The organism is Streptomyces sp. NPDC001443, assembly GCF_053597355.1.
Genome location: NZ_JBSFIA010000006.1, coordinates 128,604 through 141,252 on the forward strand (window position 1 = coordinate 128,604; position 12,649 = coordinate 141,252).

Annotated in this window: 11 protein-coding genes; 8 read left to right on the plus strand and 3 right to left on the minus strand. The window is 73.6% G+C overall.

Annotation, left to right across the window (positions count from 1 at the left end):
• Nucleotide 1 precedes the first annotated feature (1 nt).
• Complete coding sequence (bioD, locus tag ACWC24_RS09710; protein ID WP_450662285.1) at nt 2-730, plus strand: dethiobiotin synthase; 729 nt, start codon at nt 2-4, stop codon at nt 728-730.
• 329 nt (nt 731-1,059) lie between these two features.
• Here bioD and ACWC24_RS09715 read toward each other — a convergent pair whose 3' ends face one another.
• A complete protein-coding gene (locus ACWC24_RS09715) occupies nt 1,060-3,504 on the minus strand; it encodes a LuxR C-terminal-related transcriptional regulator (RefSeq protein WP_450662393.1) in 2,445 nt (814 codons plus the stop codon).
• Nucleotides 3,505-3,622: 118 nt separating this feature from the next.
• On the opposite strand from ACWC24_RS09715, the gene ACWC24_RS09720 reads away from it, so the two are divergent.
• Nucleotides 3,623-4,309 carry an esterase/lipase family protein gene (locus ACWC24_RS09720; protein WP_450662286.1) on the plus strand — a complete coding sequence of 229 codons (687 nt, stop codon included), beginning with the start codon at nt 3,623-3,625 and terminating at the stop codon, nt 4,307-4,309.
• A gap of 181 nt (nt 4,310-4,490) precedes the next feature.
• The gene (locus ACWC24_RS09725) at nt 4,491-5,177 is read left to right on the plus strand and encodes a class I SAM-dependent methyltransferase (RefSeq protein WP_450662287.1); all 687 of its coding nucleotides are present in this window, start codon (nt 4,491-4,493) and stop codon (nt 5,175-5,177) included.
• Between the two features lie 40 nt (nt 5,178-5,217).
• On the opposite strand, the gene ACWC24_RS09730 is transcribed toward ACWC24_RS09725, so the two are convergent.
• Together ACWC24_RS09730 and ACWC24_RS09735 are read right to left on the minus strand one after the other, a co-directional pair.
• Entirely contained in the window at nt 5,218-5,592 is a 375-nt protein-coding gene (locus ACWC24_RS09730; protein WP_450662288.1) for a fic family toxin-antitoxin system, toxin component, read from the minus strand.
• 4 nt (nt 5,593-5,596) lie between these two features.
• A complete protein-coding gene (locus ACWC24_RS09735; RefSeq protein ID WP_450662289.1) occupies nt 5,597-5,836 on the minus strand; it encodes a toxin-antitoxin system HicB family antitoxin in 240 nt (79 codons plus the stop codon).
• 290 nt (nt 5,837-6,126) lie between these two features.
• On the opposite strand from ACWC24_RS09735, the gene ACWC24_RS09740 reads away from it, so the two are divergent.
• From ACWC24_RS09740 to ACWC24_RS09760, 5 genes are all read left to right on the plus strand, one after another.
• A complete protein-coding gene (locus tag ACWC24_RS09740) occupies nt 6,127-6,987 on the plus strand; it encodes an ABC transporter ATP-binding protein (RefSeq protein ID WP_450662290.1) in 861 nt (286 codons plus the stop codon).
• A 4-nt stretch (nt 6,988-6,991) separates the two neighbouring features.
• Nucleotides 6,992-9,559: an ABC transporter permease gene (locus ACWC24_RS09745; protein ID WP_450662291.1), complete on the plus strand. Its 2,568-nt coding sequence runs from the start codon at nt 6,992-6,994 to the stop codon at nt 9,557-9,559.
• A gap of 85 nt (nt 9,560-9,644) precedes the next feature.
• Complete coding sequence (locus ACWC24_RS09750; protein WP_450662292.1) at nt 9,645-10,070, plus strand: GNAT family N-acetyltransferase; 426 nt, start codon at nt 9,645-9,647, stop codon at nt 10,068-10,070.
• Between the two features lie 167 nt (nt 10,071-10,237).
• Complete coding sequence (locus tag ACWC24_RS09755) at nt 10,238-11,629, plus strand: hemolysin family protein (RefSeq protein WP_450662293.1); 1,392 nt, start codon at nt 10,238-10,240, stop codon at nt 11,627-11,629.
• A complete protein-coding gene (locus ACWC24_RS09760; RefSeq protein ID WP_450662294.1) occupies nt 11,626-12,639 on the plus strand; it encodes a hemolysin family protein in 1,014 nt (337 codons plus the stop codon). Before ACWC24_RS09755 ends, ACWC24_RS09760 begins: the two co-directional genes overlap by 4 nt.
• Nucleotides 12,640-12,649 lie beyond the last annotated feature (10 nt).

The following is a 12,649-nucleotide window of genomic DNA, read 5'->3' on the forward strand; positions in this document are numbered from 1 at the left end:
CATGCCGGTACTGGTGATCACGGGCACGGGCACGGAGGTCGGCAAGACCGTCACCACGGCGGCGGTCGCCGCGGCGGCGCTCGCCGCCGGCCGCTCGGTGGCCGTGCTGAAGGCCGCCCAGACGGGCGTGCGGCCGGACGAGCCGGGCGACGCCGAGGAGGTCGTACGGCTGGCCGGTGCGGTGACGGCGGGCGAACTCGCGCGCTATCCGGAGCCGTTGGCGCCCAACACGGCGGCCCGGCGGGCCGGGCTGGCGCCGGTGCGTCCGCAGGACGTGGCGGACGCGGCCCAGAAGCTGGCCACGGAACACGACCTGGTGCTGGTCGAGGGCGCGGGCGGGCTGCTCGTGCGGTTCGACGAGACGGGCGGGAACCTGGCCGATGTGGCCCGGCTGCTGCGCGCCCCGGTGCTGGTGGTGGCCTCGGCGGGCCTGGGCACGCTGAACACGACCGAACTGACGGCACGTGAACTGCGCCTGCGGGAGATCGAGTTGCTGGGTGTCGTGATCGGTAGCTGGCCCGACTCGCCCGATCTCGCGTCGCGTTGCAATGTGGCGGATCTGCCGGTCGTCTCGGGGGCGCCGCTGCTCGGCGCGCTGCCCGCGGGCGCCGGGTCGCTCGCGCCCGCCGACTTCCGCCGGGTGGCGCCGGGCTGGCTGGCGCCACGCCTGGACGGCAGCTGGGACGCGGAGGCGTTCCGGGCACGGGAGACGGACGGCGAGGACGGCTGAGGGCGGATCGGGCAGGGGTCTGCGCGGCTCGGGCGAGTTCGGGTGCGCGGGGCACGTGGGGCCCAGCAGCGCGACAGCCTCGCAGGGCCGCAGCCCGGGCCGGGGCGCTGCCGCGCGGGTCGGCCCGGCACGGATCAGCCCGGCGGGGAGCCGCCCGGCACGGATCAGCCCGGCACGGATCAGCCCGGCACGGATCAGCCCGGCACGGATCAGCCCGGCACGGCTCAGCCCGGCACGGCTCAGCCCGGCGGGGAGCCGCCCGGCACGGATCAGCCCGGCACGGCTCAGCCCGGCACGGCTCAGCCCAGCACGGGTCGGCCCGGCACGGATCAGCCCGGCGGGGAGCCGCCCGGCGGGGAGCCGCCCGGCGGGGAGCCGCCTTCGGCGAGCAGCCGGACCAGTTCGATCCGGGAGCGGATGCCCAGGCGGGTGAACACGCCCCGCAGATGATGGTCGATCGTGCGCGGGCTGAGCGCCAGCCGGGCGGCGATCTCCCGGTTGGTGGCGCCCTCCGCGGCCATCCGGGCGACGAGCAACTGCTGCGCGGTCAGCCGTGCGGCCGGGTCGTCGGGCCCGCGCGCGGGCGCGGCCGGGGTGCCCAGCGCGCGCAGTTCGGTGCGGGCCTGGTCGGCGCAGTGCGGAGCGCCGAAGGATTCGAACGCGGCCAGGGCGCCGTGCAGCCGGTCGCGCGCCTCCGTCCGTCTGCGCAGGCGGCGCAGCGCACTGCCGAACAACAGTTCAGTTCTGGCGCGTTCGAAGTCACGGGTGCCGTATGCGTGCAGGTCGAGTGCCGCGCGGTAGTGCTCGACGGCCCCCGCACCGGGGGTGAGCAGGGCCCGGCACCGCGCGCTGAGCGCCAGGTCGTCGGCGCTGCGCACGGCGCTCGCCCACCGGTGGTAGTCGGCGTGGGCGGTACGGGCGACCCGGGTGTCGCCGGTGCGGACGGCGGCCTCGACGTAGTGCGGGGTGGCCAGGTGCCGGACGGCCCGGTGTCCGTGCCCGGGGCCGAAGCCGGCGAGGGCGCGCAGCCGGGTGGCCGCGGTCCCGAAGCGGCCGGTGACCACGTCGAGGAAGGCGAGCGCCCACTGGGCGAGGGCAGCGGGCAGACCGAGGCCGTGGGCCAGGGCGTACCCACGGGCGGCGGCGGCGCGCTCCCGGCACAGGTCGCCGTCGCCGGTGATCGCGGCGAACATGGCGAGGGCGGCCTGGAGATGACAGGCACCGTTGTCCTGACCCGCGGCGTACGCCTGGTGCAGGGCGTGCGCGGTGGCCGCCTCGGCGGCGCGCGGCCGGCCGGTCCAGAAATCGGCGTACGCCCGGAACTCCATGGCCTGCGCCGCGGTGGCCGTCGCCCCTTGCACCCGTGCCGAGTCGGCGGCGCGCAGCGTGGCGGTGGCGGCGCGGGCGTGGTCGCCCAGCATCAGGGCGGCGATCCCGGCGTGCACGAGCAGGGTGGGGTCGCCCCCGCCGTCGGGCCGGCCCCCGCTCTCGCGTCCGATCCCGGGGCCACGACGCCCGGCCGCTCTCTCCAGGTGGACGCGCGCGACCTCGTAACGCCCGTCGGCGGCGGCCGTGATCCCGGCGAGCACTTCGGGCACCGCGACTCCCGAGCGCACGGCGACCCGTACCGCCTCCCGGCACCGGCGCAGGTCACCGGTGTAGACGGCGGCCTCGGTGGCCCGTACGAGGAGCAGCGGCACCGGGAGGCCGGCCGGGAGCCGTAAGTCGGACACCGACGGCCCCGCCGTCGCCCGGCGCGGCCCGGCGGGGGCACGGGTACCGGTCCCGGCATCACCGGCCTTGCCCCGGACGGCTGCCACCGCGGCCTCACGACCACCCGCCGGGCCCGAGCGATCGTCTGTCGAGACCGAGGCGTCGTCCCCCGGGCCCGAGCAGTTGCCTGTCGAGGCTCGGGCCGCCGCTCGCAGCAGGGCGTCGAAGGCCTCGAAGGCGTCGCCGGCGCGCAGGGCGAGCAGGCCGGTCAGCGCGTCGTCGGCGGTGGCCGCGGTGAGCCGACGGGCGCGGTCGGCCTCGCCGCAGTGCCAGGCGTCCACGGCGGCACGGGCGAGCAGCCGGGCCTGTTCGCCCGGTTCGGGGGAGAGCGCGGCCGCGCGTTCGACCAGCGCGCGGGCCAGTGCGGGGCGGCCCGCCGCGCGGGCCTGCACCGCCGCCGCGTCCAGTTCGACCGCCAGCCGCCCGCTCGGGCCCCACGCGCCCGCGCCCCGGTGCCAGGAGCGGCGGGGCGCCTCTCCCGCCCCGCGCAGCACGCGGGCCAGCAGTCGGTGGGCGTCGCGCCGGTCCACCGGTTCCGCGGTCTCGTAGGCGGCGATCCTCGTCCAGGCGTCGCGGAAGACGACCCCGCCCGTCGCCGCGTGCGCGACACCGGCGGCCTCGGCGGCGGCCAGCGGCCGGGTGTCGAGGCGGGCGGCCGTGACGGCGCGCAGGAAGGCGTGGCTGGGGACCGGATACTGGTCGGCCGCGGCGAGCAGGAGCAGCAGCCGGGTGTCGTCCGGCAGGGTACGGATCTCCCGCCGGTGTTCGCGCAGCAGTGCGGGCGCGAGGTCGCCGGGTTCCGTGGGCAGCGGGTCGAGGCCTGCCGCCTGCCGTTCGGTCAGCCGCGGCAGCAGCTCCGCGGCGGCGCGCGGATCGCCGTACACGGCCCGCAGCGCCCGGATGCGGACCGCTTCGGGCAGCCCGACGACCGGGGGCCGCGGGGTGTCGGGGAGCGGCGGGGGTGAAGTGCTCTCAGGAGGTGGGGGGTTCACCGGAGTCACCACACAACTGACGTTACTGGTGCGTTAATTGAGCAGTAAAGACCGGCGGTTTCACTGATGCGGCGCGCGTAGACCCGATCGGACACTCCTGCTGACCCCACCCGTCTCAGGAGGCACCATGCAACGCCACAGGCGTCGTATCGCCGCGGCCGTCCCCGCCGTCGCGGCATCACTCCTCGTGTCACTCTCCGTCTCCGCCCCCGCCGCGCACGCGGCGACCCACAACCCGGTCGTCTTCGTGCACGGCATCAGCAGTTCGTCGAGCAGCTGGGACGACTGGACCGCCGACTTCAAGGCCGACGGCTACTCCTCCGCCGAGCTCGACGAGTGGTCGTACGACTGGTCGCAGTCGAACGTCACCACCGCTCGGCAACTGGCCACCGAGATCCAGAGCGTGCTGGCCAGAACCGGTGCGTCCAAGGTCGACATCGTCGCTCACTCCATGGGTGTGCTCAGCGCGCGTTACTACCTGAAGAACCTGGGCGGAACGTCGTACGTCGACGACTTCGTCTCCACCGCCGGCGTCAACCACGGCACGACCACCGCTTCTTGGTGCTCGTGGCTGTACACGTCGTGCGCCGAGATGTACACCGGCAGTTCGTTCCTGACCTCGCTCAACTCCGGCGACGAGACGCCGGGCAGCGTGTCGTACGCCAGTTACTGGTCCGACTGCGACGAAGCGCTCACCCCGGACACCACCGCGGTCCTCAGCGGCGCGACGAACGTCGAGGTCGGCTGCATCTCGCACACCGACATGAACAACGACTACGGCGTGTACGAGCAGGTCCGGGACTTCATCGCCTGATACCTGTCCGGCGGTTGCCGCCGTCCACCGGGAGGACGGGGCGGCCGGGAACCGCCGGACGGACCCCGGCCGCCCGGCGCGACGCGGACTTCCCTCCCCGCGGATCGGCGCGGGCGGGGGGTGCGAAGGGGCTCGGCGGGGGACAATCCCCGTAGGGCCCCGTCCTGCCCGGGAGGTCGCCATGCCCGCACGGCCCGTCAACTCCGGCCAGGTGGCCGGGGATCCCGTCCACCACCCGCTGTTCGCCCGCTACTACGCCCGCGTGAGCGTCACCGCCGAGACCAGGCTGGGCATGGGCCGCGTGCGGGAGCGGCTGCTCGCCGGACTGTCGGGGCGGGTGATCGAGATCGGGGCCGGCAACGGGCTGAACTTCGCCCGCTATCCCCGCACGGTCTCCGAAGTCGTCGCGATCGAACCCGAGCGGCTGCTGCGGCACGCGGCGATGGAGGCGGCGCTGCGCTGCGAGGTCCCGGTGGACGTCGTGCCGGGCGTGGCGGAGGCGCTGCCGGTCAAGAGCGAGGCCTTCGACGCGGTCGTCCTCAGTCTGGTGCTGTGCAGTGTGCACGACGTGGAGCGGGCGCTGGCCGAGGCGAGGCGGGTCCTGCGGCCCGGCGGCCAGGTGCGGTTCTTCGAGCACGGCCGGGGCGGCGGCCCGGTGATGACGGCCACCCAGCGCCTGCTGGACCGCACGGTGTGGCCGCGGCTGGCCGGCGGCTGCCGTCTGGCCCGGGACCCGGTCGGCGCCCTGCGTGACGCCGGGTTCCTGATCGGTCCCTACCGGAGCCTGACACTGCCGGAGAAGGGACCCCGGCTGCCCACCTCGTTCTGTGTGCTGGGCACGGCCTGGCGCCCCGGGCCGACCGGCTGACCGGCGACCGGCCGACCCGTTCACCTGCTGAGCGTGAGCCTCAGGCGCTCCACTGCCGCAGCTCGCGCGCGATGTCGTCGACGGAGGCCTCGCCGCCCTTCACCAGGCGGGCCAGATCACGCACCCGCTCCGGCGTGGTGACCACCTTGAGGCCGCTGGCGACGAGGTAGCCGTAGGCGACCGCGGACGCGAACAGCGCGTTGGAGCGCTCCAGCGCCGGTATGTGGATGAGGAGTTGGAGCAGGGCCGCACCGCGGGCGTGGGGACTGTCGTAGACGGGGACGTCGAAGATCTCGGCCTGGTGGCGGGCGACCGCGGCGACGAGGGCTCCCCAGTCGGTGACCCGGGCATCGCCCGGTGTCCGCTGTTCGGCGAGCATGAGCAGCCAGGCCAGGTCGATCCTGAGGTCGGACAACGGATCAGCCGCGACCTTCGGCCCGGCGGTCGCCGTCCGTGCCCAAGTCCTCGGCGAAGACGGCCTCGTACTGCTTCATGAAGTCCGCGGCGGCCTCCACGAAGGCGTGGCCCGCCTCTCCGGCGTCCTGTCTGACCAGTTCCTCGATGTAGCGGTTGACGCTCACACCACGGGCCAGGGCGCGTTCACGCGCCGCGCGGGCGGTGCCCTCGTCCACGCGTACGTTCAGCTGGGTCTTCGCCATGTCTCGACGCTAGCGCCGGAGTGCTAGCACCGGCAAGTGCCTCCGTGGCCGCCGCGCTTCGTCCGGACCGGCTCCCGCCCCCGTCCGGCTCGCGTCCCCCTCGCGTCCCGCCCGTACCCCGTCAGCCGGACAGAACATGCCCCTTACATCGGTTACATCGATATCGGCCGCTCGCCCGACCTCCGGCGGAGAGCGCCTCGGCCCCAGGGGGGATACCGGCTGTGGGTCGGGTCACACTACGCTCGGCCGCGACGACGAGTCGGCACGTCCATGCGAGCGAGGAGGCAGCCTTGTCCACACCTGCTGCGGAGCACGCCCCCGGCCGGGCACCGGCCGGCGGAGTCGCGGCCCGCGCCCGCGGTCTGACCAAGGCGTACGGCTCGGGCGAGACGTCGGTGCTCGCCCTGGACTCGGTCGACGTCGACATCGCACGCGGCCGCTTCACCGCGGTGATGGGCCCCTCGGGTTCGGGGAAGTCCACGCTGATGCACTGCCTGGCGGGGCTCGACACCGTGTCGGCCGGGCAGGTGTGGCTCGGCGACACCGAGATCACCGGGCTCAAGGACCGCGAGCTGACCCGGTTGCGCCGGGACCGGATCGGTTTCATGTTCCAGTCGTTCAACCTCATACCGACGCTGAACGCGGCCGAGAACATCACTCTGCCCATGGACATCGCGGGCCAGAAGCCCGACCCGAAGTGGCTGGACCAGGTCATCGACACGCTCGGCCTGCGCGACCGGCTCCGGCACCGGCCCGCCCAGCTCTCCGGCGGCCAGCAGCAGCGCGTCGCCTGCGCCCGCGCGCTCGCCTCCCGGCCGGAACTGATCTTCGCCGACGAGCCGACCGGCAACCTGGACTCGCGCGCGGGTCTGGAGGTGCTCGGCTTCCTGCGCGAGGCCGTCGACGACCTCGGCCAGACGGTCGTCATGGTCACCCACGACCCGGGCGCCGCCGCCCACTCCGACCTGGTGCTCTTCCTCGCGGACGGGCGGATCGTGGACGAGATGGAGCGGCCCACCGCGGAGGCCGTACTGGAACGGATGCGACTGTTCACCACCGCCGGAGCCGCTTCCACATCCGCAGCCACGTCCGCGTTACCGTCCGCGTCCCCGAGTCCCGGCACCCCCGGCCACCCCGGCGGGGAGGACTGAGCCGGTGCTGAAGGCGACCCTGAGAAATTTCCTCGCGCACAAGGGGCGGCTGCTGCTGTCCGCCCTGGCGGTCGTCCTGTCCGTCGCGTTCGTCGCGGGCAGCCTGATCTTCTCCGACACCGTCACCCGTACCTTCGACCGGCTGTTCGCGTCCACCTCCGCCGATGTGACGATCGAGCCGAAGCAGGACCTCAAGTCGTCCGTGCCGACCGGCGCGGTGCAGACGGTGCCCGCCGCGCTCGCGGACCGGGTGGCCGGGGTCGACGGTGTCGCGGCCGTCCACCCCGACGTGAGCGTCGAGAACATCACGGTCGTCGACGGCAAGAACGAGTCGGTCGGACCGACCACCGGCGCTCCCACCATCGCCAACGACTGGAACCCGACCGACCGCAGCCCGGTGAAGCTGACCTCCGGCCATGCCCCGCACGGCGCCGGCGAGGCCCTTCTCGACGCGGACACCGCGGACAAGAAGAACGTACGGATCGGCGACACGCTCACCGTGCTGGCGCAGCCCGGGACCTTCAAGGTCGAGATCGTCGGCATCGCCACCTTCACCACCACCAACCCGGGCGCGGCGCTGGTCTTCCTGGACCCCGCCGTGGCCCGGGCCGAGCTGCTGGGCGCCGCCGACCGCGTGACGAGCATCTCGCTGGACGCGGCGCCGGGAGTGAGCGACACCGAGCTCAAGCGCCGGGTCACCGCCGCGGTCGGCACCGGCTCCTACGAGGTGCGCACCGCCGACGAGCAGGCCAAGTCGGCCGCCGCCGACCTCGGCGGCTTCCTGGACGTGATCAAGTACGTCATGCTCGGCTTCGCCGGGATCGCCGTGCTGGTGGGCGTGTTCCTGATCGTCAACACCTTCTCGATGCTCATCGCCCAGCGCACCCGCGAACTGGGTCTGCTGCGGGCCCTCGGCGCCGACCGGCGGCAGGTGCGGCGGTCCGTGCTCACCGAGGCGGTGCTGCTCGGCCTGGTCGGCTCCACGCTGGGGCTGGCGGCCGGGATCGGGCTGGCGGCCGGGCTGATCAAGCTCATGGGCGCGTTCGGCATGAACCTGAAGGCCACGGAGATGGTCGTCGGCTGGGCGACGCCGGTGGCGTCGTACGTCGTCGGTGTAGGGGTCACGTTCGTGGCGGCCTACCTCCCGGCCCGGCGGGCGGCCCGGGTGTCGCCCATGGCCGCCCTCGCGGACGCCGACATCGCCGGGGTGGGACGGCCGCTCAAGGTGCGCGCGGTGGTGGGTTCGGTGGTCGGGGCGCTCGGCGCGGCCGCCCTGACGGGATGCGCGACGGCGACGAAGACCGCCTCGGCCGCCTCCCTGCTGGGCCTGGGCGTCGTCCTCACCCTGGTCGCGACCGTGATCGCGGGCCCGCTGCTGGTGCGCCCGGTGATCCGGGTGCTCGGCGGGGCCTTCCCGGCCCTGTTCGGCTCGGTCGGCCGGATGAGCCAGCGCAACGCCCTGCGCAACCCCCGTCGTACCGGCGCCACGGCGTCCGCGCTGATGGTGGGTCTCGCCCTGGTCGGCGGGATGTCGGTGGCCAGCGCCTCCATGTCCCGGTCCTTCGACCAGCAGATCGACCGGACGCTGGGCGCCGACTTCGTGATCCAGAACAGCAACTACACGCCGTTCTCCCGGGAGGTCACGGACCGGGTGCGTGCCACCGACGGCGTCGGGCTCGTCGTACGGCAGCGGTTCGCGCCGGTCGCGGTTCGACTGCCGGACGGCAAGCGGGTGGAGACGACCGCGGCGGGTTACGACGCCCAGGTGGACGACGTCGCGCATGTGACGTACGCCGCCGGTGGCTCGGCGGCCGCGCTCGCGGACGGTGCCATGGGCATGGACGCGAAGTTCGCCGCGGAACACGGCGTGCGGCTCGGCAGCGTGCTCCCGGTCGAGTTCCCCGGCGACCGCAGGACCGAGTTGAAGGTGGGCGCGCTCACCGACCAGGAGTCGTCCGGCGGGTTCGGCACGCAGGGCGGGCTGTTCTTCGGCCTCGGCACGGTCGAGAAGTTCCTCCCCGGCGGCCAGGACTCCGCGCTGTACGTGAACGCGGCCGCCGGCACCGGTGCCGACCGGCTGCGGCCCCTCCTGGAGAAGTCGCTGGACCCGTACCCGCAGGTGCAGGTGCGCGACCAGGCCGACTACAAGAAGCTCGTCCACGACCAGATCGCCGTGCTGCTGTACCTCGTGTACGCGCTGCTGGGGCTCGCGATCGTGATCGCGGTGCTCGGTGTGGTCAACACCCTCGCCCTGTCGGTGGTGGAGCGCACCCGGGAGATCGGACTGCTGCGGGCGATCGGGCTGGCCCGGCGGCAGTTGCGCCGGATGATCCGGCTGGAGTCGGTGGTGATCGCGGTGTTCGGGGCGGTGCTGGGACTCGCGCTGGGGCTCGTGTGGGGCGTGTGCACGCAGCAGGTGCTGGCGCTCCAGGGCATGAAGGCCCTGGCGGTCCCCTGGGGCACGATCGTCGCGGTGGTGATCGGTTCGGCGGTGGTCGGCGTGGTGGCGGCCCTGCTGCCGGCCCTGCGCGCGTCCCGGATGAACGTGCTGGCGGCCATCGCGCACGAGTGACCGGAGCGGGAGCCGACGCGGGGCGGGGGTCGTCCGCATACTGGAATTGATCACCCCGTCCCGTCGGCCGTGCTGCGATGACCGTATGACTGACCTACGGATACGGGCCGCTGCGCCCGACGACCTGGACACCGTGCTGGCCTTCTGGAAGACGGCCGCCGAGGGCGCGAGCATCTCCGACGACCGGGACGGGGTGGAGCGGCTGGTCGCCCGCGACCCCGGGGCGCTGATCCTGGCCGAACGGGACGGCCTGCTGGTCGGCACGGTGATCGCGGGCTTCGACGGCTGGCGCTGCCACCTGTACCGGCTCGCGGTGGATCCGGAGCGCCGGCGTCAGGGCATCGGTTCGGCGCTGCTGGCCGCCGCCGAGGAGCGCTTCGTACGGCTCGGCGGGCGGCGTCTCGACGCGATGGTACTGACCCGCAACGAGACCGCGCACCATGCCTGGCGGGCGGCCGGGTACACGCCCGAGGAACAGTGGCGGCGCTGGGTGAAGCCGATCGCCGACTGATCGCGCCCCGCCCAGGGAGGCTGCTTTGCCTTTCCTTTACCATTGAGGGGCGTGTTTCCCGTTCCTCTACCGAAAGGCGTGAGCGTCCTCCCCATGGGCGAGCCTCCCAGTACCCGCCGTCGCGCACATCCCTCCTACCTGCCGGATCATGGGACGGAGGTGACCCGATGACCGAAGTGCTCCTCCTGCTGCTGGCGATCCTGCTCTGCGTCGTCTGCGGCGCCTTCGTGGCCGCCGAGTTCTCCCTCACCACCGTCGACCGCAACGAACTGGCGCGCGCCGCCGAGCGCGGTGAGCGCGGTGCCGCGGGCGCCCTGAAAGCCGTACGGAACCTGACGTTCCAGCTGTCCGGGGCCCAGCTCGGCATCACGGTCACCAACCTGGTGGTCGGCATGCTCGCCGAGCCGTCCATCGCCAAGCTGATCGCGGGCCCGCTGGAGGCCCTCGGCATCTCCGCCGCCACGGCGCGGTCGGCCGCCCTGGTCCTGGGCACGGCCCTGTCCACGGTGGTCCTGATGGTGGTCGGCGAGCTGGTGCCCAAGAACTGGGCCATCTCCTCCCCGCTGGCCGTGGCCAAGCGGGTGGGCACCCCGCAGCGCTGGTTCAGCGCCGCCTTCCGGCCCTTCATCGCCCACCTGAACAACATGGCGAACCGTTTCGTGCGCCGCTTCGGCATCGAACCCGCCGAGGAGCTGGCCTCCGCGCGCAGCCCGCAGGAACTCGTGGCCCTCGCCCGGCACTCCGCCCGGCAGGGCGCCCTGGAGCCGGACACGGCCGAACTGTTCGTGCGCACCCTGAACCTCGCCGATCTGACCGCCGAGAACGTGATGACACCGCGCGTCCAGGTCATCGCCCTCGATGCCCAGGCGACCTGCGCGGACGTCGCGAACGCCACCCGGGCGACGGGCCTGTCCCGCTTCCCGGTGTACCGGGACAGCCTGGACGCGGTGGTCGGCATCGCGCACATCAAGGACGTGCTGAAGGTGGCCGCGGACCACCGGCCCCGCACGGCCGTCTCCACGATCATGCGCGAGCCGCTGCTCGTACCCGAGTCCCTGACCGTGAACCGGCTCCTGGACCGACTGGGCGGGAAACGCACCATGGCCGTGGTGATCGACGAGTACGGCGGTACGGCGGGCGTCGCGACCCTGGAGGACATCGTCGAGGAGGTCGTCGGCGAGGTCCGCGACGAACACGATCCGCACGAGACCCCCGACCTCGCCCCGGCCGGCACCGACGCGGACGGCCGCGCCGTGTACTCGGCGGACGGCGCCGCCCGCACCGACCAGCTCGCGCGCGTGGGCCTGCGCTCGCCGGAGGGACCGTACGAGACGCTGGCCGGTCTCGTCGCGGCGGAACTCGGCCACATCCCGCGGGTCGGCGACCGGGTGGACGTCGCCGGATGGCGCATGGACGTGGTGGACGCGTCCGGGCACAGGGCCGCGCGCGTGCTGCTGCACGCACCCCTGGACGATGCGGCCGATGCGGCCGACGCGGCCGACGCGGCCGACGCCGCCGACGCCGCCGACGCGGCCCACAAGAAGGAGACGGACCGATGATCGCGGCACAGCTGCTGATCGGCTTCGCGACCCTCGTCGTGAACGCCTTCTTCGTGGGCGCGGAGTTCGCGCTGATCTCCGTGCGCCGCAGCCAGATCGAGCCGTACGCCGAACAGGGCGACCGCCGGGCCAAGAACGTGCTGTGGGGTCTGGAGCACGTGTCCGTGCTGATGGCGGCCGCGCAGCTCGGCATCACCCTGTGCACCCTGGTGCTCGGCGTGGTCGCCGAGCCCGCGATCGCGCATCTGCTGGAGCCGGTGTTCCACGCGCTGGGCGTACCGGCCGGAGCGGGCCACGCGGTGTCCTTCGTGATCGCCCTGACCCTGGCGACGTATCTGCACATGCTGCTGGGCGAGATGGTGCCCAAGAACATCGCGCTCGCGGAGCCGGCCCGCACCGCGATGCTGCTCGGCCCCCCGCTGGTGACGCTGTCGCGCGCGCTGCGCCCGGTGATCTTCGCGATCAACGCCTTCGCGAACGGTCTGCTGAAGCTGCTGCGGATCGAGACGAAGGACGAGGTCGCGGCGACGTTCTCGGACGCCGAACTCGCCCAGATCGTCAAGGACGCGGGTGAGGCGGGCCTCATCGACGACCGCGCGCAGGAGCGGCTGCACGACGCCCTGGAACTGGGCCGCAGGCCCGTGCGTGATGTCTCCCTGCCACTGGAGAGCGTCGTCTACGCGCGCGTGGGTGTCACACCGGAGGCACTGGAGCGGCTCGCGGCCGAGTCGGGGTTCTCCCGCTTCCCGGTCGCCGACGAGGGGCGCCGGATCGTCGGCTACCTGCATGTGAAGGACGCGCTGGACGCCGCGCCCCGGGATCTGCCGTTCCGGCTGCGGGACATGCGTCCCATCGCGCGGGTGCGGGAGAACACCCCGCTGGACGACGTGCTCACCGCGATGCGGAGCAGCCGTACGCACCTGGCGGTCGTGCTGGGTGACGACGGGCGGCTGGCGGGCCTGGTGACCATGGAGGACGTCCTGCGGGAGCTGTTCGGCCAGCTGACGTGAGCGGAGCCCT